The following is a 24,236-nucleotide window of genomic DNA, read 5'->3' as shown; positions in this document are numbered from 1 at the left end:
CGCGAGGGCCCGCAGCCTGCTGAGCAGTGGGCTGCGGTTCTCGGCCCCCGGCGTGTCAGAGGTCGCTGGCAGGATGCGGTCCATGTCTTCTGCCACCGCCGCCGATTACGGCTGGATACGTTCCTCGTCCTCACTGTTCGCCTATGCACTGGAGGTCGGTTACACCCTGACGCTGGTACGGGGAGTCTCGCCTTCGGAGGTGTTCCGGATCGTCGGGGCCGAGCCTCGCGGTGAATGCGCCGGCCTGGACGCGCTGATCCACGAGCAGCAGGGGTTCTTGGACGAGTACGAGCAATGGCCCGAGGCCTTCCTCGCAGGAGCGTTCACCGTCCGGGGCGAAGGAGGGGACTGGACTCTGGCTCTGGAGTTCGGAGGCGATCTGGGCACGCGCGCGCGGCTCATGGAGGCGCTCTCCGCCGGGACGCGTGCCGTCTCGCATTCGAGCAACGGGGGGAAGCCCATGGATTTCTTCCACTGGTACGAGGACGGAGAGCTGCGGACGACGTTCGAGTGGCCCGCGGACAGGACCGGCAGTACTCCCGACGAACTGAACGGCGTGATGAGGCAGGTCGGTCTCGACCCCACCGGTGACGAGGATCCCGGCATCGATCAGAAGGCGGCGGTCCTCGCGCTGACCGAGCGCCTCACGGGCGTCCGGGTGACGGAGGAGCTGCTGGCCGAGGCCGGGTACCGAGTGGCGGAGGTACCGGAGGAGCCCGTCCGGGAATGGACGGGCCTCACGATCGACATCACCGATGCGCACGGCGAGCGGACGTACCTGAACATCGACCGGACACAGCTCTGACCGTGCACCCGACCGGAACCGGGGCCGGGCCTGCGGGCCCGGCCCCCGGTCCGTGCGCGTCACATCTCCGCGACGGCCTCCAGCGGGCTCAGGGCAGCGGCTCGGCGGGCCGGGACGGCTGCCGCGATCGCGCCGATCGTGAGGGACAGCAGGCACACGAGGAGCAGCGTCCCCCAGGGCAGGGCCAAGGAGTACTGAGTCATCGCACCGTTGGCCAGAGCGCCGACCGTCCAGGCTCCGAACAGCCCGCCCGCCAGGCCCAGGAGCGTGCCGAAGGCGGCGACGGTCACCGACTCCAGGCGGATCATCCGCCGGATACCGCTGCGCTCCATGCCCATGGCGCGCAGTACCCCGATCTCCCGGGTGCGTTCCGAAACCGACATGGCCAGGGTGTTGACGATGCCGAGTGCGGAGATCACGGCGCCGATGGCGAGCAGCCCGTACATCAGGGTCAGCAGGTTCCCCAGGGAGCCGGCGGCCTCCTGGACGATTTCCTTCCGGTCCTTCACCTGTACCAGCGGGCTGTTGCCCACTGCGGTGCGCAGCCGGTCCTCCGTGGCCGCGGAGACGGCGCCGCTTTCGGTGCGGACGAGGATCCGCTGGATGGTGCCGGTCTTGAAGCTGTGCTGCTGGACCTCGGTGCGGTCGCCCAGTACCTCCCCGGCGGTGGGGTTGTCCTCGTAGACGCCGACGACGGTGTACTGCTCGAGCTCCTGGCTGCGGCCGATGCGGGCGTCGAGCCGGCTGCCGGTGCTCAGGTGCTGTTCGCGGGCGGTGGTGCCGGAGACGGCGATCCGGCCCGGTCCGAGGTCTTTCAGTGAGCCGCTGAGGAAGTCGAGCTTCATGACGGCGTTCACGGTGCCGGGGTCGACGCCGGCGATCCCCTGGACACCGCCGCGGGCGGTGAACACGACGGAGTCCGCGACGGCGTCCGCCGTCTTCACCCCGGGGGTGCCGGCCACCCGCTTCTCGGCGGCCGGGTCGATGGACGTCATCGTCGTACGGCTGCTGATCACGTAGTCGGCCCCGAGGCCGGCCGCGGCCTGCCGGTCGAGGGCCCTCCCGCTGGAGTTGCCGATGACGGCGAGCCCGGCGACCAGCGCCGTACTGATCATCAGGGCGGAGGCGGTGGCCGCGGTACGCCGCGGGTCACGCAGCGCGTTCTCGCGGGCGAGGTGCCCGGTGATCCCGAAGCGGCCGGGCAGCCGTCCGCTCAGCCGGATCACGGGGGCGGCGAGCAGCGGCGCCAGCACGATCATGGCGACGACGACGAGGGCGCAGCCGAACATCGCGTTCTGCAGGTTCTCCACCGAGGCGTCCTTCGCCCCCATGAGCGACACCAGCAGCCCTGCTCCGACGGCGAGCATGGCCAGCCCCACCGCACCGCGGACCCGGGATGCGGTGGCGGTGGGCGGCTGCTCCGCCGAGCGCAGTGCCTCGATGGGCGCGACCTTGGCCGCCTTGCGGGACGGCAGCCATGCGGCGAGCACCGTGACGCCCACGCCCACGCCGAGCGCTGCCACGACGGGCAGCGGACCGATCACCAGGGGGCCGCGGGGCAGCGCGTCCTGCGAGGTGCTCAGGATGTCGGGCAGTACGGAGGCGATGCCGAGGCCGAGCAGGAACCCCGCCGCCGACGCGGCGAGGCCGACCAGGAACGCCTCCCAGAGGGTGGAGCGGACCACCTGGCGGCGCGAGGAGCCGATCGCCCGCAGCAGGGCGATCTCGCGGGTACGCCGGGAGACGAGCATGGTGAAGGTGTTGACGATGAGGAACGAGCCGATGAACAGCGATACCCCGGCGAAGATCATCGGCATCTTCTGGTAGCCCCGGGTCAGCGTGTCGAGGTACGTGGCCTGCTGCGTGGCCTGGGCGGCGCCGCTGACGGCCTCGGCCCGGTCGGCCGGGAGCACGGCGGTGACCCGCTCGGAGAGTGTGGACCGGTCGGTGCCGGGCGCGGCGGACAGGTCGATCGAGGTGTACCGGCCCGGGGACGCGAACAGCTGCTGGGCGGTCGCCTCGTCGAACAGGACGAGGGTGCCGCCCGCGGTCACCCGGGTGTCCCGGGTGGTGACGATTCCCACGAGCCGCTTCTTCATGACCGGGCCGTCGGTGGCCAGTGTGACGGTGTCGCCGATGCCGAACCCGCCTGCGGCGGCGGTGCCGCTGTCCACGGCGAGTTCGTCGCCGTTCCGGGGGGCGTGGCCCCTGACCAGCGGATGGCGGCTGTCCTTGCCGTCCTTGCCCGGTACGTAGGCGCCGGCCAGGTTCGCCCACGCCTTGCCGGCGCGCAGCGGAGCGCCGTCCGCGCCGTTGAGGGTCGCCGAGCCGTCGGCGGCGGGCCGCGCGGCGGCGACACCGGGCACCCCGGCCAGCTTCCGTACGAGCGCGTCGTCGAGTGCTCCGGTCTTGTCGTCCGCGGCCCCGGGCGGGGAGTCCTTCGGGGTCACGGTGACCGCGATGTCCGCGAAGTCCTTCGACGCGGCGGCACGGTAGGCCGCGGCGGAGGACTCCGCGAAGACGAGGGTGCCGCAGACGAACGCGACACCCAGGCAGACCGCGAGGACGGTCATGACCAGACGGGCCTTGTACGCGAGGACGTTTCGCAGGGCTGTTCTCAGCATGGGCAGCTTTCGGGGACGTGGAGGTACGGGGAATGTGTGGACGCAGATGTCGGCGTGAGGCCGGGTCAGCTGGTGCGGGAGCGCGCGTCGAACGCCTTCATCCGGTCCAGGACCCGGTCCGGGGTGGGGTGGACCATCTCGTCCTCCAGCCGGCCGTCGGAGAGGAAGACCACGCGGTCGGCGTAGCCGGCGGCGACGGGGTCGTGGGTGACCATGACCACGGTCTGGCCGAGCTCGCGCACCGAGTCGCGCAGGAAGCCGAGGACCTCGGCCCCGGCGCGGGAGTCGAGGTTGCCGGTGGGCTCGTCGCCGAAGATGATCGCGGGGCGGGAGACCAGGGCCCGGGCCACGGCGACGCGCTGCTGCTGCCCGCCCGAGAGCTGTCCGGGCCGGTGGGCCAGGCGCTGGGAGAGGCCGACCATGGAGACGACGCGGTCCAGCCACTGCAGGTCGGGGCGGCGTCCGGCGATGGTCAGCGGCAGCGTGATGTTCTCCAGCGCGGTCAGCGTCGGCAGCAGGTTGAACGCCTGGAAGACGAAGCCGACGCGGTCGCGGCGCAGCTCGGTGAGCTGCCGGTCGTTCAGCGTGCTCAGTTCGGTGGTGCCGATACGGACGGATCCGGAGCTGACCGAGTCGAGCCCGGCGGCGCAGTGCATCAGGGTGGACTTACCGCAGCCGGATGGGCCCATGATCGCGGTGAACTCGCCCTCCCGGAAGGCGATGCTGACCCGGTCCAGGGCGACGACACGGGTGTCGCCGCTGCCGTAGACCTTCGACAGGTCGCTGGTGGCGGCCGCGATCCCGGCGGTCGTCGGATACGGCGCGGGGGCGTCGAACGGTGCGGCGGTCACGGGGGACTCCTCTTCGGGTGCCAATGGGTGCACTTCGAAGGGTGTCCGGGGCGTGTATCGGAGCCGGGGCGGCCGTGTATCGGCGTCCGCGTCGCTTCGTATCAGTTCTGTAGGTGGTGGGCGGGCCCGTCAGGGCGGGGCAGGCGCAGGGTGGCGACGGCGCCGCCGTCCGGGGCGTTGGCCAGGCGCAGCTCGGCGCCGAGGAGCCGGGCCTGGCCCAGGGCGATGGTCAGGCCCAGCCCGTGGCCGGAGCCGCGCTCCGCCGCACCCGTGTGGAAGCGGCGCGGACCGTCGCGCAGCAGGTCCGCGGGGAAGCCCGGGCCGTGGTCGCGTACGACGACCGTACGGTCCTCGACGGCGACCTCGACGGCGACTCCGGCCGGGGTCGCGCCGTGCCGGTGGGCGTTGACGACGAGGTTGCCGACGATCCGTTCGAGGCGGCGCGGGTCGGTCTCCACGGGCTCTGCGGACCCTGCGCCCTGCGCATCGGCGACGATGACCTCCGCGTCGAGTCCGGTCCGGGCCACGGCTTCGCGGACGACCGCGCCGAGCGGCACACGGGCGCGGACCGGCTGCTCCGCGCCCGCGTCCAGCCGGGAGATCTCCAGCAGGTCCTCGACCAGGCCGCGCAGGTCCCGTACCCGGCTCCGGAGCAGGTCCTCGGTCTCACCGGGCGGCAGCAGGTCGGTGGCGACCAGCAGGCCGCCGACCGGGGTGCGCAGCTCGTGGGCCACGTCCGCGGTGAACTGGCGCTCGGCACGCAGCCGTCGGCCGAGGCTGTCGGCCATGTGGTCGACGGTGGCGGCGATGTCGGCGACCTCGTCGCCGCCCTTGATCGGCCCGGTACGGGCGTCGAGGTCCCCGGCGGAGATCCGGACCGCCGTCTCCGAGACGCGCCGCAGCCGGCGACCGAGCAACCCGGCCCCGTAGACCGCCAGCGGTACGGCCGCCGCGAGCGAGACCACGGAGGCGACCGCCATGCTCACGTCGAGCCGGCGCAGCCCGTGGAGGTCCGAGCTCATGTTGGACTGGACGGCCAGCACCGGGGTGCCGGGTCCGCCGACCCGCTGGGCGCCCCAGACGCTCGGCCCCAGATTGCCGTTGACGTATCCGTCGTAGGCCGTATGCCGGTTGCCGTCGGCCGGGTGGCGCAGTGCGTCGGGCAGGCCCGCGGGATCGAGTTCGGCGCCCTCCGCCAGCGTTCCGGTACGCCGGTAGGTGTCCATGGCCGAGTAGACGGCGTTGAACGCATCCCGTTCGGCCCGGCTGCGGATGTCGCTCGCGGTCCACAGATGGACCAGCACACCCACCGCCGCCGCGACCAGGCAGGCGGTGGCCGCGGCCAGCGCGGCGATCTTCCGGCGCAGGGACGCGCGGGCCGGCCGCAGCCGGTGGAAGGGGGGCATCGTCCTCAGCGCCTGAACTTGTAACCGAAGCCGCGGACCGTCTCGATCCGGTCTCGGCCCAGTTTCCTGCGCAGCCGCTGCACGCACAGGTCCACGACTCGGCTGTCGCCGTCCCAGCCGTACTCCCAGACGTTGCGCAGCAGGGTGTGCCGCTCGAGCACGACGCCCGGGTGGGCGGCGAACTCCAGCAGCAGCTTCAGCTCGGTCGGGGTGAGCGCCACCGGGCTTCCGGAGACGAAGACCTCGAGGCCGCCGGTGTCGATGGCCAGATCCCCGAAGACCAGCCGGTTTCCCTCGCACGACGGCTCCGCCCCGCTCTCGGGCTGCCCGGTTCCGGCCACAGGCGCGTAGGTGGCCCGGCGCAGCAGCGAGCGGATGCGTGCCACGAGTACGTAGGTGTCCACGGGCTTGACGACGTAGTCGTCCGCTCCGGCCTCCAGGCCGGCGACGACGTCGAGCCCGTCGCCGCGCGCGGACATCATCAAGATCGGCACCAAGCTGGTTTCCCGGATCCTGCGGCACAGGCCGATCCCGTCCAGAGCGGGCAGCATCACGTCCAGGATCAGCAGGTCGAAGCTGTCGTCGCGGAAGAGTTCCAGCCCCGCGAGCCCGTCGGCCGCCGCCTTCACCACGTAGCCGTAGCGCTCGAGGGCGACGGCGAAGGAGCGGCGCATCAGCTCGTCGTCCTCCACCAGCAGCACCCGAACGGGGCGCGGAGAGGCCGGAGCCGGGGTGGGCGAGGACACGGGGACGACTCCTGTTCGGGCGGGCCGGATGAGGCATCGGTCCCGCGTGCGCTCACGCACGGCCGGCGACCTGAAAGGAACGATACGGCAGGCAACGGACGCGGCGACTGCGTCGCACGCCGGACGCGCATCGCCCTCCGGGGCACGCCTCCATCCGAGAACACGCAGGTCAGAAGGGGCGGCCGGGCTCGGACGGCAGCCGGCTCCCCGGCCGTCCGGCGCTCCGGGGGCCTTCATCGCCCAGGCCTCGTCCACCGTTTCGATGGGCAACCAAGCGCTGCCTGATACGCGCCGGATACAAATCCCGGACGCGGGCAGCGTGGCGCCCGGGGCCGTCGGTTGACATGGAGCGCACTCCAACACCTAGCGTCCTTTGCAGATGATCCCCAGATCAGGAGGCAGCACCATGACCGATGTCCCCACCCGGCACCTGGGCAACCTGGCGGTCTCCGCGCAAGGCCTGGGGTGCATGGGCATGAGCCACGGCTACGGCGCCTCGGACGACACACAGTCGATCGCGACCCTGCACCATGCCCTCGACCTCGGGGTGACCTTCCTGGACACCGCCGACTTCTACGGCGCCGGGCACAACGAGGAGCTGGTCGGACGGGCCGTCGCCGGGCGCCGCGACGAGGTGGTGCTGGCCACGAAGTTCGGCTTCGCCAGCCGCCTCGGCGAGCCGGTCCGGGTCCGCGGCGACGCCGCCTACGTACGGCAGGCGTGCGAGGCGTCGCTGCGCCGGCTCGGGGTCGACCACATCGACCTCTACTACCAGCACCGGGTCGATCCGCAGGTACCGATCGAGGAGACCGTCGGCGCCATGGCCGAGCTGGTGCAGGCCGGCAAGGTCCGTCACCTCGGGCTGTCGGAGGCCGGCGCGGCCACCGTCCGGCGGGCGCACGCGGTGCACCCGATCACCGCGCTGCAGAGCGAGTGGTCGCTGTGGACCCGCGACCTGGAGGCGGAGATCGCCCCGGCCTGCCGCGAGCTCGGCATCGGCCTCGTCCCGTTCTCGCCGTTGGGGCGCGGTTTTCTGACCGGCCGGTACAGCTCGGTGGAGGGGCTGGCCGAGAACGACGTACGGCGCACGCAGCCGCGGTTCGCCGACGGCAACCTCGAGCGGAACCTGGCGATCGTCGCGAAGCTGAACGAGCTGGCCGCGGTGAAGGGTGTCACCGCCGGCCAGCTCGCCCTGGCCTGGGTGCAGCACCGGGGCGACGACGTGGTGCCGATCCCCGGCACGCGGCGGCAGCGGTACCTGGAGGAGAACCTCGCGGCCCTGGCCGTCGAGCTGTCCTCCGAGGACGTCGCCGCCATCGAGGCCGCGGCCCCGCCCTCGGAGATCGCGGGCACCCGCTACGACGCGACCAGCCTCACCTTCGTCAACAACTGAACCCGCGGCGACAGGGCGTGGGGTCAGGCGAGCTGGCGGCCGAAGAAGTCCAGCATCCGGTCCGCCGCGAGGGTCCAGTACGGCCAGCCGTGGCCGCCCGGTTCCAGGACCACCTCGGCGGGCACGCCGCGGGCCGCGAACGCGGTGCGCAGGTCTTCGGTCCCCGGCAGGTAGTTGGCGTCCTCGGTTCCGCAGCCGAGGTGGTAGCGGGCGCGCCGGAGCCGGTCGGGCGCAGTGCGCCGGATGATGTCGGCCAGGTCGTACTCCCGGGCCCGGACGGTCAGCCGGGCGGATCCTGCCAGGTCCCGGCCGAAGGCATGGCCGTAGAAGCGGTTCCACTCCCCCATCGGCATCTCGCGGTAGCCCTCGGCGGTGAAGTGTGCCGTGCTCAGCCCGGCGGCGGCGCCGAACAGGCCCGGGTACCGAAGGGCGTACATCAGCGCGCCGTAACCGCCCATGGAGAGCCCGGCAACGGCCCTCTTCTCCGCCCGGCCGCCCAGCCCGTGGGCCTGTTCCAGCGCCGGGACGAACTCCTTGACGAACATGTCCTCGTAGCGCAGGGCGCCTCCGCCGGATCCGGCGTCGTTGATGTAGAACGTCTCGTCCTGGCCTCCCCCCGGCATGCCGGGGTCGCGCCGGGCGTCGGGCATGACGAGGGCGCACGCCGGGATCCGGCCCGCCGCGACGGCCCGTTCCAGGGTCGGCACGACACCGCCCTTGACGACCCAGTCGGTGTGCTTCCCGCTCGCTCCGTGCAGCAGGAAGAGGGCCGGGATCGCGCCGCCGGGCCGCCCGCCCCGGGGCGCGGGGCTCACGTCGGCGGGCAGGTAGAGGCTGTACGGGACCTCCCGGCCGAGCAGCCGGCTGCGCAGGGTCAGGTCGGTGCGCAGCGAGGCGGACGGAGCGGGCGGGGTGGGCTCCCGTGCGGTCGCACGGGGGCCGCCCCGCAGCAGGAAGGCCGCTGATGCGGCTGCGAACGTTCCGCCGGCCCCGGCCGCGAGCAGGGAACGGCGCGCAGGAAGTTTCACCATGGTTCCCCCACGTGGCCGGGCGTTCACAGGACCAGGCACATGGCACGGACCCCACACATGACACGCCGGGCGTCCGCACCGGGGCAAGCGGCCACGCCGGGGGAGCCACCCGGCTCACCACCCCGCGGGCTACCGGCTCCGGCTGACCGGGGACCCGTACGACGCCCTCGGGCCCTCCGGGTCAGTGGTTGCGGGTCAGGGCAGCGGGGGCTCCGGCCGACTGCGCGCCTTCCGACTGGAGCGTCAGCCGGTCCGGCTGGTCCAGGGTCAGTACGTAGAGGTTGCCCCGGGGGCAGTCGAAGGAGGCGGAGCGGTCCGTCGGATGGCTGGTCGCTGCGGCCAGGACCGCGGTGTTCCCCTTGATCTGCCGCAGCTCGAGGGCCTCCGTGCACCCCAGGTTGCGCCCGCTGGAGAGCTCCTTGACGTCGCTGACCTGCCGGCCCACGATTTCGCCCGCGGCTCCCGCCTGCAGGGTGACCGTGACGGCGAACTCACCCGTCCGCGCCCGGGTGATGCCGTCCGCGTCCGGCGTGCCGGGGCCGACCCCGGACCACGTGCCGGCCCACGAGGCCGGCAACGCCGCCGCGGAGGATGCCGGTACGGACGGGGTGAGCGAGGCGGCGGGGGGCGTGGCCTTGCCACCGTCGTCGCCGCCCCCGGGAAGCCGGATGGCGAGCGTGACGACCGCCGCGAGCGCGGCGGCGCCGACGGCAGCGCCGACCACCAGGGGCCGCCGGGCCGGGAGCGGAGCCCCGGGGGCCGTGGCCGGCGGCACGGGCGCGGCGGGAGGGAGCAGGGCCGGCGACTGCGGCGTCGCAACCGGCGAAGTCCCGGGCCCCGCGGGGGCGTACGCAGGCGGCTGCGGCACGGTCAGGAGTCGCGTGAGCTCGGCCTCCCTGTGGCCGGCGTCGGCGACGAGGGCCGCCGGCGCCGCCGTGCTCCAGTCCTCCTCCGTGGCGCCGAGCCGCGCCCGTACCTCCTCGGCGGTCGGGCGCCGGCCGGGGTCCTTGGCCAGGCACTCCCTCACCAGTGGGAGGAGCGCCTCTGGCACGCCGTCGAGCAGGGGCTCGTCGTGGACGATCCGGTACAGGAGGGCCGGCAGTTGCAGCTCCTCGGCGCCCGCGAGGAAGGGACTGCGGCCCGTCGCCGCGTACACGAGGACCGCAGCAAGGGAGAACACGTCGGCCGGCGCACCGGCCACGGCGCCCGTCGCCTGCTCCGGTGCGAGGAAGCCGGGCGTACCGATGACCGCGCCCGTCCGGGTGTGGCGCGGGTCGCGGACGGCACGGGCGATGCCGAAGTCGATGAGGAAGGGCCGCTCCGGGCCGAGCAGTACGTTCGCCGGTTTGATGTCGCGGTGGACGACCCCTGCCGCTCGTACGGCGACGAGCGCGGAGGACAGTTCCCGGGCCAGGCACCGCACGGCCGGCGCCGTCAGCGGCCCGTGGCGGTGCACCCAGTCGCCCAGCGACGGTGCGGCGATGTACTCCGTCGCCAGCCACTGCGGGAGCACGCCCGGCGCGCTGAAGTCCACCACCGAGACCGTCCACGCACTGCGCACGCGGTCGTTGGTGCGTATCTCCCGGGCGAACCGTTCGGCGAAGTCCGGCTCCAGACTCAGCTCCCGGTGCACGGTCTTCAGGGCCAGCGGCCGGCCGGACGGCGTCCGGGCCAGGAACACCTCGCCCATTCCTCCCTCACCGAGCCGCGCCAGCAGGCGGTACCCGCCGATCTCCGGCAGGTCACCGGGCCGCAAGGACTCCACCGGCTCCCCCGTCCCCATGAGCGTTCGCCGACCCGCGGTGAACGGGTCGTCCGGTGCGCCAATTTATCGGACGGTCTCAGGGATCGGAGGGCCGGCGGAGGCGGTGTCCGGCGCGTTCGCCGGCCGGACACCGCCCCTGGGGTTCAGGAAACGGTGATGAACTTCGCGATGCTCGGTACCCCCTGGGCGTCGAGGGCGAACAGCATGTAGTTCCCCGGCAGGACCACACCGGTGTCAGCAGGGACGGACACCGTGTACGCGCCGGTTCCCGTGGCCGTGGACGCGAGGGGGACCCGCCGCTGGTCGTTGTCGGTGGAGTGGGTCGCGGCCGCGGCCCGCATCAGGACGAAGGACGCCACCGGGGCCTGGGTGCTCACCGTGAGCGAGGCGCCGGGTGCCGCCCTGGAGGGCACGCCTGCGGTGATGACGGGACGCGGCTTCGGCGATCCGTCCGCGTTGAGCAGGTACGGCGGTGTGAAGACGGCTCCGTCGGCGTGGTTGGTCGCGCAGTCACCGCACAGGCCCCCGCCGCCGGAGAAGATCCGCCCGTCCGGCAGCAGGTTGGCCACGCTGTGGTAGTTGCGCGGAACCGCCATGGTGGCGAGCGGGGTGAAGCTGCCGGTCGACGGGTCCCACAGCTCGGGGGCCAGCACCGAGGTCGCGTCGCTGAAGGGCACCGGATAGGCCTGTCCCCCGAAGACGGCCACCTTGCCGTCGGGCAGTACGACGCTGTTGCTGAAGGCGCGGGCGTACTCCATGTCACCCGTACGGGCCGCCTGCACCTCCTGGTTGCCCGAGATGCTCACCGTGTAGGCGCGCCGCGTGGCCGGGGTCTTCTCGTAGGCGGGCGAGCCGCCCAGGGTGAGCAGTTTGCCGATGTCGTAGGAGACGGCGTTGCCGGTCATGGCGTCCTGGCTGTCGGCCCGGGTGCCTGCGGGCGTGATGCTGCCCTGGCCGCTGGTCGAGATCCAGTTCATCTGCCGGCTCGGGCCCAGTTGCAGTACCTTGCCGCCCGAAGTGGCGTGCAGCCACATGTGGTTGTCGGCCCGGTACGGGCCTGCCGGGTCGGCGGTCAGCGCCGGGACGGCCGAGGCGCCGGGGAGCCTGCGCCACGTACGGGTGTCCGGCGACCAGGCCTCACCGGCCTTGTCTCCAGCGGCTCCGCTCCAGGATCCGCCGAGGACGAAGGCCTCTCCGGTGGAGAGCAGCGTCATCGCCTGGTAGCCGCGGGCGATGTTCATGCTGGTGGTGGCGGACCAGGCGTCGGTGGCCGGGTCGTAGATGCTGGCCTTGTCCGCGTTGCTTCCGCCGGTGACCAGCACCCGGCCGTCGGCCAGCATGGCGATGCCGGGGCAGAACATGTCGTGGCCCGTGTTGTCGATGCGGCGCTGCGTGACCTTGCCGGTCTTCAGGTCCAGGATCGCGGTCTGGGTGTAGCCGTTGCTGCCGCCGAAGCGGTCGACGGCGTACGCGGACCAGGCGAGCAGCTTGTCGCCGGGCAGGGCGGCGGTGGCCACGGGTACCAGCGGGAAGCCCGTGATCCGGTCCCACACGCCGTGGGTGGCCGGGCTGGCCGGTCCGCTCAGGCGTATTTCGCCGGCCGAGGTCCAGGGGCCGCGGCCGCCGGCCTCGGTGGTCACGGTCAGGCGGATGAAGCGCGCGGTCTCGGTGCGGGTGAAGGTGGCGGTCTTGACCGTGTCGTCGTCGCGCCAGGTGCCCGCGGCGACCGGTGCGGCGAAGGCCGTGCCGTCGGTGCTGGTGCTGACGGTGTACGCGCCTGCCCGGCCGTTGGGTCCGTCCACGCGCGGGTGGTAGACGAGGGCGGAGACGGCCGTCGTGCGGTGCATGTCGATGGTGATGCTGTGCGGCAAGGGGGCGGGTGTTCCTGCCCACTTGCTGTGCCAGAGGGTGCTGTCGTTGCCGTCGAGCACGTTGGCCGCGCGGCCGTTCTCACCGCCGGTCTCCTCGTCGCTCGCCGTGGCCGTCCAGCCGGTCCGGGACAGGTCGACGGTGGCAGCGGGGGTGCCGGGGTCGCCCAGCAGGTTGATCTCGGCGGCGGAGGTCCAGGGGCCGCGGCCGCCGGCCTCGGTGAGCGCCGTCAGCCGTATGAACCGGGCCCCTTGCGGGGCGAACCCGAGCGTCTTGGCGCCGGCGTCGTCGGCCAGCGTGCCCGAGGCGACCGGGCTCGCCCAGGCCTGTCCGTCCGTACTGACACTGATGCTGTACTCGCCGACGCGCCCGTTGGCTCCGTCGGCCCGGGGGCGGTAGAGGAGGGCGGAGACGACGGCCGTGCGGTGCATGTCGATGGTGATGCTGTGCGGCAAGGGGGCGGGAGTTCCTGCCCACTTGCTGTGCCAGAGGGTGCTGTCGTTGCCGTCGAGCACGTTGGCCGCGCGGCCGTTCTCACCGGTGGTCTCCTCGTCGCTCGCCGTGGCCGTCCAGCCGGTCCGGTCGAGGAGGGGAGCCGTGGGTTCCATGGCGTTCGCCGGTGCGATGCCGTGGTGCGGTGACTGCTTCGCCGTCTGCTGGTCGAACGGAACGGGTACGGGCCGGGGCACCGGAGCACGGCCGGCTGCTGCCGGCCCCTCGACCCCGAGCCACGGCATCAGACCGACCAGGAGCGATCCGAGACCGAGGGCGATGAGCAGGTGGGAACGGCGTAACACGCGGAAAGAGGCGAGGAAGCGTCGCCTGTACTGCAATCTGACCTCCTGGGGCGAACCGGTGGACCCCTGGAACATAGGTCCACACAGCCACAACCCGCCTGAAATGGCAGACAGTTGGCGCGAAACCGTATCTCCCGACGACAAGCACCCGACGCTTCCCTGACATTCATCACTTTCCGTTCCACCGGACCCGCTTGATGCTGGGTGAAGACGACCGACGGAACGAACGGGACTGGAGGTGTCCGTGACGGCAAGGGAGCGGGTGACGGGGGGCGTGACGGCCCGGCCGACCAAGGCCGGGATCGCGCGGGTGTGGGCAGGGTCGTTGACGGCCGTGCTGGTACGCGGCCGGCCAGGGCCGGGGGTGCGCCACTCGGCCGAGCTGCGCCAGGCCGTACTCGCTCTGGTGGCCATGGAGGCCGTCACCACCGTGCTGGTTTCTTCGATGCTGCCGCCCGGCGTACGGCCGGTGCATGCGGCGCTCGAGCTGCTGCTGATCCTGGCCGGGCTGGGCGTGGTGGCCGCGGTCGTGCGGCATCCGCACGAGGTGGACGCGGAACGGGTCCTTCTGCGGACCGGGTTCCTCGGGGACGTGACGCTGCCGCGGTCATCGGTCCGCTCCGCGGTGCCGGTGGTCCGCACCGTCGCGGGCCGGGGTCCGCGGCCCGTGCCGGGTGAGGCGGGGGCGGTGGCCTGTTCGGTGGGCGGCTCGCTGAACGTGGCCCTGCACCTGAGCCCGCCGGTCCGCCTCGACCTGGGCAGGGCCGGTGTGGTGGACGCGGCGACGGTGTACGCCTCGGTGGACTCCCTGCCCGCGTTCACGGCAGCCCTCGTGCCTGCTGTCGGCCGCCGGGAAATTTCTTGAAGAAGCACCAATCCACGGACGCCGGTGCTCCGAAGTAGCTGCGAGACCCTCTCCGGGAGCTCACTTCAAACCCGTACGATCTGCGATTCCCCACCCGGGGAAAGCGCGGAACAGGAGCGAATGTGATAGCCAAGCGCACTGGTCGCCTCACGGTTCTCGCCGCCGTGCCCGCCGCCGTGTTCCTGACCGTAGGGCTTTCCGGCCCGGCTCTCGCGGAGGGCGGGAAGGCGTACCAGATCGATCTGGCGCAGCTCAACAGCTCCGGTTCCCGTGGTACGGCCATGCTCAGCCTGAAGGGCAATCAGCTGACCGTGCAGATCGAGTCCGAGGGCATGGTGCCCGGGTCGCCGTCGGCCCAGCATCTGCACGGCTCGACCAACGGGCACGACTTCCAGTGCCCCGACGCCAGTGACGACACCGATGGCGACGGGATCCTCAGCAACACCGAGGCCACCGTCGACTACGGCGACATCAACATCTCGCTCACCACGTCCGGGGACACCCAGGCGACCAGCGGTCTCGCCGTGGAGCGCATGCCCGTCGCGAACAAGCAGGGCAAGGTCTCGTACAAGCGGACGATCACCGTTTCGCAGGCCGTGGTCGACCACATCAAGGACCTGCACATCGTGCAGCACGGCATCGACCGCAACAAGAACGGCAAGTACGACTTCGAGGGCGCCGGCAAGAGCGAGCTCGACCCGAAGCTGCCCCAGGAGGCCACGGCTCCGACCAACTGCGGCATGGTCATGGGCGCATCCGTGGGCTCCCTCCCGGTCGGCGGCATCGAGACCGGCGGCGGTGCTCCGCCGAGCGCGGCGACGCCGCAGACGGTGATCACCGGGGCGGCACTCGCCCTGTCCGCGGCGGTGGCGGGTGCTGCGGCCGGTTCGTTGTTCGTTGCGCGCAGGCGGGCGGCCTCGGTCCGCGTCCGTACGGAGAGCATGGGGGCCGCCGCGTGAAGGCAGGGCGGACCTCCGCACGGGCCGTGCTCCCCGCACCCGCCGCAACCACCGTGCGGCCCGCCCGCCGCCGGGCCTCAGGCGCCCTGGCGGCCGCCGCCCTCGCCACGCTGCTCCTCGCGGGGTGCGGGGGCCAGGATCCGGCGGCGCCCGCCGCCTCTCAAGGTCAGGCCCTGCAGGGCGGGGCGCCGGTGAGCGGCAGCGCCGGAGGTGCTCCCACCGGGCAGGCGTCCGCCGGCGGCCACCCCTCGTCGCCGGAGGGCGGAGCGCAGCACGGTGCAGGTGCGAGTGCGGGCGGCCAGGCCAAGCCCGCCCTCGCCCGGTCGGAGCCGCAGAGCATCTCGATCCCGTCCCTCAAGCTCTCCAGTTCCCTGGAGACGCTGCGGCAGAACGCGGACGGAACGATGCAGACCCCCAAGGATCCCGGTCTGGCGGGCTGGTACGAGCCGGGGCCGACGCCCGGCTCCCAGGGGCCCGCCGTGATCGCCGGCCATGTCACGTGGAACGGCGCGGCGGCTGTGTTCGAGAAGCTCAAGACCATGAAGGCCGGCGACACGATCAAGGTGACCCGGCGGGACAACAAGACGGCCACGTTCACGGTGGACCGGGTCGCCGAGTACCCGAAGGCCGAGTTCCCGACGCTCGAGGTGTACAAGAACCTCGACCACGCAGGCCTTCGCCTGGTGACGTGCGGCGGCGAGTTCGACCCGAAGAAGCACTACTACAACAGCAACGTGGTCGTGTTCGCCAGCATGACGGGCACCACGTAGCCACTCACGGCCTCGCGGCCTCACGGCCTCACGGACCGAGGCACCGGCGAGACACCCCATGCGGACAGCGGGAGACCCCGGACTTCCCCCCGGGGTCTCCCGCTGTCACGGATCTCCCTGTTTTCCGAAGATGACGAGATCAACCGGGGTGAGGTACGAAGTCCCTCGTGAACGAAGAGATCCAGCCCGCAACCGTCCGTGTGTTCATCGCCCTCGCCCCGCCCGACGAGGCCAAGGAGGAACTGGCCCGGGAGCTGCGGCCCGCCTACCACGCGTACCCGGGCATGCGCTGGAACCGCATCGAGGACTGGCACATCACCCTGGCCTTCCTCGGTGAACTCCCGGTCACCGCGGTCCCGCTGCTGCAGCCGCCGCTCGCCGCCCTGGCCGCAGCGCACCGGCCCCTGGAGCTGGCGCTGCGCGGCAGCGGACACTTCGACCACCGCGTGCTCTGGAGCGGTATCGACGGGGAGCTCGACGGACTGCACGGGCTCACCGCGCAGGTGCGTACCGTCGTCAAGGACTGCGGTATCGCCTTCGAAGACCGGCCGCTGCGCCCCCACCTGACGCTGGCCCGCTCCCGCCGCAGCGACACCTCCAGCACGGTGGAAGTCGCCGCCGCACTCACCGGGTTCACCGGCCGCCGGTGGCAGGCCGAACGCCTCCACCTGGTCGGCAGCAACATAGGCCGCGGCCCCGGCCCGATCCACTACCGCGACATCCGGGCCTGGGAATTCACCGGCCGGCGCTGAAGCCCTTCAGCGGCATGCCTTCGGCCGAGACCCTTCGGCGCACGTCACAGCGCTCGCGGAGCCGCCCTCCCGCACAATGGAGGCCTGGGAGCGGGAGGGGTGCGGCATGGTGGACGAGCAGGCCTCGGTACGGGTGGAACGGGACGGCCCGGTGTTCACCGTGATCCTGAGCAGGCCGGAGGTCCGCAACGCCGTGGACGGTCCGACGGCGGCGCAGCTCGCCGATGCCTTCCGCCGGTTCGAGGCCGACGAGGACGCGGCCGTCGCCGTGCTGTGGGGCGAGGGCGGGACCTTCTGCGCGGGCGCCGACCTCAAGGCCATCGGCTCCGAGCGCGGCAATAAGGTGCTCGCGTCGGGGGACGGGCCCATGGGCCCGACCCGGATGCGGCTCGGCAAGCCGGTGATCGCGGCCGTCGCGGGGCACGCGGTGGCCGGGGGCCTGGAGCTGGCGCTCTGGTGCGATCTGCGGGTGGTGGAGGAGGACGCGGTCTTCGGGGTCTTCTGCCGCCGCTGGGGCGTGCCGCTGATCGACGGCGGTACGGTACGGCTGCCCCGCCTGATCGGCGAGAGCCGCGCCATGGACCTGATCCTGACGGGTCGTCCGGTCGCCGCCGCCGAGGCGCACGGCATCGGCCTCGCCAACCGTGTGGTTCCCACGGGGCACTCCCGGCAGGCCGCGGAGGCGCTGGCCCGCGAGATCGCCGCGTTCCCCCAGCTGTGCCTGCGCCACGACCGGCTGTCCGTCCTGGAACAGGACGGGCTGGACGAAGCGGAGGCGCTGGCGGGCGAGTACCGGCACGGTCTGGTGCCGCTGACCGCGGGCGAGACCCGGGCGGGAGCGGGCCGGTTCGCCTCGGGCGCGGGGCGGCACGGAGCGTTCGGGGAGTGAGCGGCCCGCTGCCGGACCCGGCAGCGGGCCACACCCGGCGGGGCGGGCGCCTCAGGCGACCGGCTCGCCCATGCCCAGCAGGTTTCCCTCGCTGTCACGGAACCAGGCGCCACGTTCTCCCCGCGCGCCCTTGCTCGGGTAGTTCCCCTCGATCTCGGCGATCCCGTCCTTCGTCCGGAACCCCGGCACGTCGACGTCTTCGAAGACCACCCCGTGCTGCTTGAGTTCCGACACGGCGGTCTCGATGTCGTCCACCTCCAAAGCCATCTGGGTGAAGGTGCCGGGCGAGGCGCCCGTCGACTTGAACAGGACGAACTCCGTGCCTGCGCACCGGTACAGCAGCCCGCCGGGCCGTTCGTCGACGGGCTCCAGACCGAGGGTCTCGGCGTAGAAACGCCGCGCCCGGTCCAGGTCCTGGGCCGGAAGCCTGGTCGACACCCGTGCCCGGGCGAGAATGTTCCTGTCGTCAGCGCTCATGGCTCCACTGTGCCGTGAGCGGTGGCCGATCGGACGGGCAGCAGGCGCGTGTCACCGTGCAATCCGGCACGGCGGTCGGCCGCGTCGAAGCGGGTCAGGGACAGCGCTCCTGCGTGCAGGGCGCCCTCCAGAGCGTGTCGCGTGGCCCCGTCCAGCCCGCCCAGCGCCTCCTCGGTCTCGTCCGCGGCGTCGCGGGCGATCTCTGCGGCCACCTCCCCCTGCGGGGTACGGGGCCCCAGCTTGCTCACCGCCGACGCGGCCCGGGCCGGTGTGAGGAGTCCGGTCGCGTGGGCCAGCAGCCAGCCGGGGACGCCGGCCGCGCCCTCGGCGGGCGCCCGGAAGGGGCGGGACCCGGCGAAGCGCTCGTCCTCGGCGAAGGCGGGCTGCTTGAGCTTGGCCATCGGCGGGGTGGCCGTCCATGACTCCCCTGCGGGTTTGACGACTATGCCCTCGGCGAGGTTGTCCGGCAGGACGGGCAGACCCAGCAGCGCGGGCAGCCGGGTCGGGAACACCACCGGCAGCTGCCCGACCCGGGCGAGGGTGCCCCGTGCCAGCAGGGGCGCGCCGTGCAGACCGGCCGCGTCCGCCGCGGCCCGCAGCGCCTGGTCGGACACCCAGCACAGGCCGTCGCCGGTGGCGACGGTCGCGTCGAACGGCAGCCACAGCAGTTCCGGTGCGTACCAGACGCCGGTCTGCACGGGCTCGGCTCCCGGCACCGGGGGGATGTCGGGGTGCGGATAGCGGCCGCCCGCGAGTTCGCCGTAGACGGTCACGACGGCCGAGGCCGCAGCCCCGTACCGCTCCCGCAGCAGCGCGGCGCACCGGCCCGCGGCGACCGCCAGGGCCGGCCAGATGCGGCCGACGCCGAAGAAGTCGTCGAGGCCGCCGTCCGCGAGGAGTTCGCGGCGTTTGGCCGGGCGCGGGCCGGTGCCGTCGCAGACGACGGCGAAGTTGGCTCCGTGGATCTTCTCCTGGGCGACCCAGTCCCGCCCGCCTGTCTCGCCCAGCCGGCGGCCTGCGGGGATCTTCGGATAGGGGGACCAGGGGCGGGATTCGGCATGCACCGGCCGATGCTACGCCGTCTCTTTCGGATCACGCCTCGCCCGGGGCGGGGGATTCTCCTCCCCGAGCGCCCGGGCGGGGTGCCCGGGGTACGTCGTCCGGCGTCTGAGCACCGCGGTCTCCGGCCCGTACGCGAACACCAGCGCTCCGCCCGGCGCGGCGGCGAGCGCTCCGACGGGGAGCGGGAGCACGTACCCGGTCCCCACCTCGCAGCCGGTGGCGAGATCCCAGAACTCCACCGTCCGCTCCTGGCCGACGGCCACCACGGTCCGCCCCGCGACACCGGTGACGGCCATGGCCCGGCCCGGGCCCGTGTGGCGTGCCGGGGCGCTGCCGGTCTGCCGCCCGGTGACCAGGTCCCACAGGCGCACGGTGTCGTCCCGGCTTCTGGTGACCGCGACGGGCTGCCCGGCCACCGCCGAGGTCGCCACCGAGGTCACCCAGTCGGTGTGGCCGGTCAGGGGTTCGCCGACCTGCTGCCCGGTGGCGAGGTCCCATACCCGGACCGTCCGGTCCCAGCTCCCCGTGACCGCGACGGGCCGGCCCGCCAGCTCGGTGGTCGCCACGGCGAGGATCCTGCTGGAGTGACCGACGAGGGGTTCGCCGACCTGGCGCCCGGTGGCGAGGTCCCAGATGCCCACGGTGCGGTCGGAGCCTGCGGTGACGGCGACGGGCCGGCCGTTCAACACGGCGGTGGCCAGCGCCAGCACCCTGCCCTGGTGACTGGGGAAAGGCTCGTGGACGTACTGGCCGCCCACCAGTTCCCGAACGTGCACCCTGGCGTCCGGCGCCGCGGTGACGACGACGACCCGGCCGTCCACCACTGCGGTGGCCAGCGCGGACACCTCGCCCTCGAAGCCGGTGAGGGCCTCGGCGGCCTGCCGCCCCGTGGCCAGGTCCCAGGCCCGCACGGCCCGGTCGGCTCCTGCCGTCACGGCGACGGGCCGGCCTTCGAGCACCGCGGTGGCGACCGCCAGGACCGGACCGGCGTTCCCTGACAGGGGTCGACCGCCCTGGGGCGTGCGGGTGAGATCCCAGGTCTTCACCGTGTGGTCGGCGCCCGCCGTGACGGCCACGGGCCGGCCGTCCACGACCGCGGTGGCCACGTCCCAGACCTGGCCCGTGTGGCCGGTGAGCGGTGCGCCCTCCTGCTGCCGGGTCCTCATGTCCCATACCCGTACCGTCCGGTCGAGGCCGGCGGTGACGGCGAGCGTGCGCTCGCCGGCGTTCGCGGCGGTGACGGCCCAGACGCGATCGGTGTGGCCGGTGAGCGGCAGGCCCACGGGCAGCCCGGTGGCCGCGTCCCGTACCCGCACCAGCCCGTCGTCCTCGGCGGTCAGGGTGACCGGTTGCCCGTCCAGCACCGCATTCTCCGCGGCACCGGCCGAGTGGGCTGCGCCGGTGCTGCTGCCCAGGTGCGACCGGGTGTCGCGGTGGCCGGTGATCAGCTCCCAGACGCGTGCCTCCCGGTCGGCCCCGACGGCGAGGGAGAGGTGCTGTCCGCTCGGCACGAGGGTCTCCACGACCCGTACGCCGTCCGCTCCTTGACGAACGGCGGCCAGGTCCCAGATGCGCAGGGTCCCGTCGGCACCGGCCACGAGCGCGACGGACCGGCCGTCGATCACGGCGGTCTCCACCCCGCGCGCGGCCGCGCCGATCCTGCGACCGGTCGTCACGTCCTCGAGAAGCGTCTCCTCTCCGGTGTCGACCGTGACGGCGACGACCTGCCCGTTCAGCACCGTCACCGCGGATACGTACGGGATGTCCTCGGCGTCCGGACCCTGCAGGGCCGCAGGGGAGGTCCCGGGGTCGTCGACGGGGTGGCCCGTGGTCAGGTCCCACAACCGCGGCGCCCGGTCCGCCCCCTCGGTGAGTACCAGAGGACGCCCGTCGAGCGATGCGGCGCTCACCACCTCCAGGGACTCCCCCACCCCGCGGCCGGTGGCCACGTCCCGGACACGGATCGCACCGTCCGCTGCGCAGGTGAGCACCACGCGGCGCCCGTCCAGCTCCGCCGTGTCCGTCACGTGCGCGAATGCGCCGACCTGGCGGCCCGTGGCCAGGTCCCACAGGCAGGCGGTCCGGTCCACCCCGATCGTGAGGACGCCGCTGCGGCCGTCCACCGTCGCACTCTCCAGCACCCGGACGAACTCCCCGGCCCGACGGCCGGTCGCCAGGTCGAACAGGAGCACCGAGGTGTCGGTGTTCAGCGTGACGGCCACGGGCTGCCCGCCCGCCACTGCCGTGGTCACGGATATGACCTCTGCCGTCATCGACGACACCGGGTCGGTGCGGCCGGTCACCGGCTCGTGGAGCCGGCGGCCCGTGGCCAGGTCCCACACGCGCACGGTCTTGTCCCGGCTGCCCGTGACGGCGACGGGCCGGCCGTCGACCACCGCCGTCGCCACGGCCCGCACCGGGCCGCCGTGACCGGTCAGGGAGCGCAGGAGCCGGTGGTCCGCCGGAGAGCCGCCGGCCCAGTCCACCGCCCACTGCGCAGGGGGTTCCCCTGCCACCTCGGCAGCAGCGAGCCACGCCGCCACGTCGCGGTCACCCCACCGGGCCGCTTCCAGGGCCAGTACCTGCCGGCGGCGGGCGGCGTCGAAGTGCCGGTGCACGTCTGCCGAAGTGCGGTACACCGCAGCCAGGAACCGGGCGCGCGAACCACGTGCCCGGTCCAACAGCCCCAGGACCCGGTCGGGTTCGGCGGAGACGAGACGCCCCGGATCCGAGAACAACGCATCCACGTCACAGGGCAAGCCCTCGGAAGACTCGATCATGGCCGGAAGACTAGTCGCGGCCACTGACACCCACCTCCGGGTGCCGTTGCCCGAGCCTCAGAGCGTCTCGCTCAGCGAGTCCGCCAGCCTGCGCCGCGCCGTCCGTGTCGCCGGTACCAGCGCCGCCGCCACCGCGCCCAGGACCGCCGCGGCGACCACCGTCAACAGCACGGGCAGCGGCGGCAGTTGGGCGATGCCCGCGCCGATTCCGCTCGACGCGCCCTGGGTGTCCACCAGCCACCTGCCGGACAGCGCCCCCACCGTCGTCCCCACCAGGGCGGAGGCCAGCGCGGTCAGTCCGGCGGCGGTCACGATCATCGCGCCGATCTGCCGGGGCGTCAGCCCGATCGCCTTCAGCGCGAGCAGGTCCCGGCCCCGGTCGCGTACGCCCGTGCTGATCAACGTCAGCAGTTCGATCAGCCCGATCAGCGCCAGCACCGCGATCAGGGCGGCGATCACTCCGCGCGCCGGTTCCAGCCGGTCCACCGGATTGGGCGTCTCACGGACCTCCAGCGTTCCGCCCGCCGCCACGGCGAGCGCGGCGCTCACCGCCCTCGGGTCCGCCCCCTTGCGCAGCACCAGGGCGTGGTGGTCGGGCCGCAGCCCCGGATCGCGCTCCCGCAGTACGTCGATGGTCGTGGTGATCACGCGGCCCGCGGATTCGGGTTCGATGGTGCGGCCGACGAGGTGCAGGATCTGCGGCCGTCCCTCGACCGTCATCCGCACCCACGCCCCGACCCGCACCCCGAGGAGGTCGAGCAGCCCCTGCCCGGCCACCGCCTCGTCCGGACCGCCGACCGCGCGCCCTTCCACCACCTTGGAGGGGTACGGGTCCCGGGCCGTGCCCAGCCCGCGGAGCGTGATCGTGCCGGTCTGCCCCGGCACGAGCGCCGCCATCTCGGCGCCGGGATGGACCGCGGCGATGCCGGGGATCGCCGCGAGGGTCTGCTCCAGTTCCGCGTCGGACGACGCGGCGGGCTGTCCGGCCCGTACGGTCAGCGCCGCGGGCAGTCCCATCTGCGCGGGCCGGCTGCGGAACTGGTCCAGTGTCGACCAGGCGACGAGCGCGACCGTGATGAGGACCAGCGGCAGGGCGAGCCGGGCCACCGGTAGGAGCGTCCGGCCCCGGCGCGGGAACGCCGCCCGCCACCCCAGGACCAGCGCCGGAGGCACCCGCATCCCGAGGGCCCGCCGCCCGAGCGCGGTGATCGGCGCGGCGGACGGCAGCGCGGCGCGGGCCACCGGCACCGGTGGAACCCGGCCGGCCCGCCAGGCCGAGAGCCCGGTGGCGGCCGCGATCAGCAGCACCGCGCCGCAGGGGACGCCGATCATGATCGCGGTGTGGCCCGGCAGGTCCTGCCAGACCGCCGCCGCCTCCCCGATGCGGCCGGGTATCCGGGCGCCGAGCAGGGCGATCGCCGCCGTGCCGAGGGCCACGCCGAGGAGCGCGAAGGCCAGGTGCTGCACGAGGAAACCGCGGGTCACCTGACCCGGGGTGAAGCCGACGGCCTTGAGGACGGCGATGTCCCTCAGCTGGCCGCGGACCCGCGCGCCGATCGCACCGGCTGCGGCGAGCGCCGCCGCGAGCAGCGCACCGAGCCCGAAGACAGCGAACATCTGGCCCAGGAGCCGGTCGTCGCCGCCCGCCTCGGCCCGCGCCTGCTGCCATTTGGTGACCTGGGCCACCCGGTCGGCGCCGAGTACGGTCACGGCGCGCTGGACGATGAAGTCGGTGTCGTCCGGATCCTGCAGGCGCAGGCCCACGCTCTGCCCGGTGTCTCCGCGGGCGATCCCGTCGAGGGTGGCGGGGAGCACCCAGCCGATGCCGGGCCCGCCGCCCGGGTGGTAGCGGGGCTCGGCCACCTCGGCGATCCCGCTCACCTGCAGTGCGTGCGGGGCGCCGTCCGGCCCGGTGACCCGTACGGTGTCGCCCGGCTCGGCCCAGAGCGCCCGCGCGACCGAGGCTTCCAGTACGACGGCGCCGGTGCCGCTGTGGCCGCTCACGCGGTCGTCCGGCCGCGGGAACCAGCTGCCGGCGGTGACGAGCGGCCGACCCGTTTCCGGTGGCGCCGCCGGCGTCGCGCGCAGCGTCACCCCGATGCGCGCGCCGCGCGACTCGACCGTCGTCGCCGCGGTGCGGTAGGGCCCGGAGAGGGCTGCGACCCCGTCCAAGCCGGACAGGGCGTCCGTGTCGGCCCCGGCACGGGTCTGCAGCCAGATGTGCGCGCCGTGGGACTGGTTGAAGATCCGCTGCCAGGGGTTCGCGGCGTAGCTGAACAGTGCGCCGGCCAGCAGGAGCGAGGCGATGATCCCGGCGCTGGCCAGCACCACGAAGAGGGCTTCGCCGCGGTGTGCGCGGAAGTCGGCGTGCGCCCAGCGCAGAGTGGCCCGCACG

At 73.3% G+C, this 24,236-nt stretch carries 18 protein-coding genes; 7 read left to right on the top strand and 11 right to left on the bottom strand.

Going from position 1 to position 24,236, the window contains the following annotated elements:
* The first annotated feature begins 82 nt into the window (after positions 1 to 82).
* Positions 83 to 805, top strand: coding sequence for a DUF6461 domain-containing protein (locus IF09_RS46355; RefSeq protein ID WP_037634921.1), 723 nt, complete (start codon positions 83 to 85; stop codon positions 803 to 805).
* Between the two features lie 59 nt (positions 806 to 864).
* Here IF09_RS46355 and IF09_RS0116175 read toward each other — a convergent pair whose 3' ends face one another.
* From IF09_RS0116175 to cseB, 4 genes are all read right to left on the bottom strand, one after another.
* Positions 865 to 3,429 carry an ABC transporter permease gene (locus tag IF09_RS0116175; RefSeq protein ID WP_030296237.1) on the bottom strand — a complete coding sequence of 855 codons (2,565 nt, stop codon included), beginning with the start codon at positions 3,427 to 3,429 and terminating at the stop codon, positions 865 to 867.
* Between the two features lie 65 nt (positions 3,430 to 3,494).
* Complete coding sequence (locus IF09_RS0116170) at positions 3,495 to 4,280, bottom strand: ABC transporter ATP-binding protein (RefSeq protein WP_030296236.1); 786 nt, start codon at positions 4,278 to 4,280, stop codon at positions 3,495 to 3,497.
* A 101-nt stretch (positions 4,281 to 4,381) separates the two neighbouring features.
* Complete coding sequence (locus IF09_RS0116165; RefSeq protein ID WP_030296235.1) at positions 4,382 to 5,686, bottom strand: sensor histidine kinase; 1,305 nt, start codon at positions 5,684 to 5,686, stop codon at positions 4,382 to 4,384.
* Between the two features lie 5 nt (positions 5,687 to 5,691).
* Positions 5,692 to 6,360: a two-component system response regulator CseB gene (gene cseB, locus IF09_RS0116160; RefSeq protein ID WP_234321019.1), complete on the bottom strand. Its 669-nt coding sequence runs from the start codon at positions 6,358 to 6,360 to the stop codon at positions 5,692 to 5,694.
* Between the two features lie 478 nt (positions 6,361 to 6,838).
* Here cseB and IF09_RS0116155 point away from each other — a divergent pair, with 478 nt between their 5' ends.
* Complete coding sequence (locus IF09_RS0116155) at positions 6,839 to 7,825, top strand: aldo/keto reductase (RefSeq protein WP_030296230.1); 987 nt, start codon at positions 6,839 to 6,841, stop codon at positions 7,823 to 7,825.
* 23 nt (positions 7,826 to 7,848) lie between these two features.
* On the opposite strand, the gene IF09_RS0116150 is transcribed toward IF09_RS0116155, so the two are convergent.
* The 3 genes from IF09_RS0116150 to IF09_RS0116140 all read right to left on the bottom strand — a co-directional run bounded on the left by IF09_RS0116150 (position 7,849) and on the right by IF09_RS0116140 (position 13,287).
* The gene (locus IF09_RS0116150; protein ID WP_030296228.1) at positions 7,849 to 8,856 is read right to left on the bottom strand and encodes an alpha/beta hydrolase; all 1,008 of its coding nucleotides are present in this window, start codon (positions 8,854 to 8,856) and stop codon (positions 7,849 to 7,851) included.
* Positions 8,857 to 9,037: 181 nt separating this feature from the next.
* Entirely contained in the window at positions 9,038 to 10,621 is a 1,584-nt protein-coding gene (locus tag IF09_RS0116145) for a serine/threonine-protein kinase (protein WP_158709988.1), read from the bottom strand.
* A 143-nt stretch (positions 10,622 to 10,764) separates the two neighbouring features.
* The gene (locus IF09_RS0116140; protein ID WP_234321012.1) at positions 10,765 to 13,287 is read right to left on the bottom strand and encodes a discoidin domain-containing protein; all 2,523 of its coding nucleotides are present in this window, start codon (positions 13,285 to 13,287) and stop codon (positions 10,765 to 10,767) included.
* A gap of 244 nt (positions 13,288 to 13,531) precedes the next feature.
* On the opposite strand from IF09_RS0116140, the gene IF09_RS0116135 reads away from it, so the two are divergent.
* The 5 genes from IF09_RS0116135 to IF09_RS0116115 all read left to right on the top strand — a co-directional run bounded on the left by IF09_RS0116135 (position 13,532) and on the right by IF09_RS0116115 (position 17,522).
* On the top strand, positions 13,532 to 14,152 hold the full coding sequence (locus IF09_RS0116135; protein WP_158709987.1) for a hypothetical protein: 621 nt from the start codon (positions 13,532 to 13,534) through the stop codon (positions 14,150 to 14,152).
* 122 nt (positions 14,153 to 14,274) lie between these two features.
* Entirely contained in the window at positions 14,275 to 15,111 is an 837-nt protein-coding gene (locus tag IF09_RS0116130) for a hypothetical protein (RefSeq protein WP_030296220.1), read from the top strand.
* Positions 15,108 to 15,881, top strand: coding sequence for a class F sortase (locus IF09_RS0116125; protein WP_234321011.1), 774 nt, complete (start codon positions 15,108 to 15,110; stop codon positions 15,879 to 15,881). Before IF09_RS0116130 ends, IF09_RS0116125 begins: the two co-directional genes overlap by 4 nt.
* Positions 15,882 to 16,048: 167 nt before the next feature.
* Complete coding sequence (gene thpR / locus IF09_RS0116120; protein WP_030296216.1) at positions 16,049 to 16,633, top strand: RNA 2',3'-cyclic phosphodiesterase; 585 nt, start codon at positions 16,049 to 16,051, stop codon at positions 16,631 to 16,633.
* Between the two features lie 106 nt (positions 16,634 to 16,739).
* Positions 16,740 to 17,522, top strand: coding sequence for a crotonase/enoyl-CoA hydratase family protein (locus IF09_RS0116115; RefSeq protein WP_030296214.1), 783 nt, complete (start codon positions 16,740 to 16,742; stop codon positions 17,520 to 17,522).
* Between the two features lie 51 nt (positions 17,523 to 17,573).
* Here the strand turns inward: IF09_RS0116115 and IF09_RS0116110 are convergent, their stop codons facing one another.
* From IF09_RS0116110 to IF09_RS0116095, 4 genes are read right to left on the bottom strand one after another with little or no spacing between them, the layout of a single operon-like run.
* Complete coding sequence (locus IF09_RS0116110) at positions 17,574 to 17,999, bottom strand: VOC family protein (protein ID WP_030296212.1); 426 nt, start codon at positions 17,997 to 17,999, stop codon at positions 17,574 to 17,576.
* Positions 17,996 to 19,063, bottom strand: a complete 1,068-nt coding sequence (locus tag IF09_RS0116105; protein ID WP_051832514.1) for an RNA ligase family protein — start codon at positions 19,061 to 19,063, stop codon at positions 17,996 to 17,998. The genes IF09_RS0116110 and IF09_RS0116105 overlap by 4 nt, the downstream gene beginning before the upstream one ends.
* 9 nt (positions 19,064 to 19,072) lie before the next feature.
* Positions 19,073 to 21,841 (bottom strand): WD40 repeat domain-containing protein, encoded by a 2,769-nt coding sequence (locus IF09_RS0116100; protein WP_030296208.1) that lies wholly within the window; start codon positions 21,839 to 21,841, stop codon positions 19,073 to 19,075.
* Positions 21,842 to 21,898: 57 nt separating this feature from the next.
* Positions 21,899 to 24,235 (bottom strand): ABC transporter permease, encoded by a 2,337-nt coding sequence (locus IF09_RS0116095; protein ID WP_030296206.1) that lies wholly within the window; start codon positions 24,233 to 24,235, stop codon positions 21,899 to 21,901.
* Between the last annotated feature and the right edge of the window lies 1 nt (position 24,236).

Origin of the sequence: Streptomyces katrae (assembly GCF_000717655.1) — a bacterium.
In the GTDB taxonomy this organism is placed as follows: Bacteria; Actinomycetota; Actinomycetes; order Streptomycetales; family Streptomycetaceae; genus Streptomyces; species Streptomyces katrae_B.
Note: the sequence above shows the minus strand (reverse complement) of the source record. Positions and strands in the feature narration are given on the sequence as shown.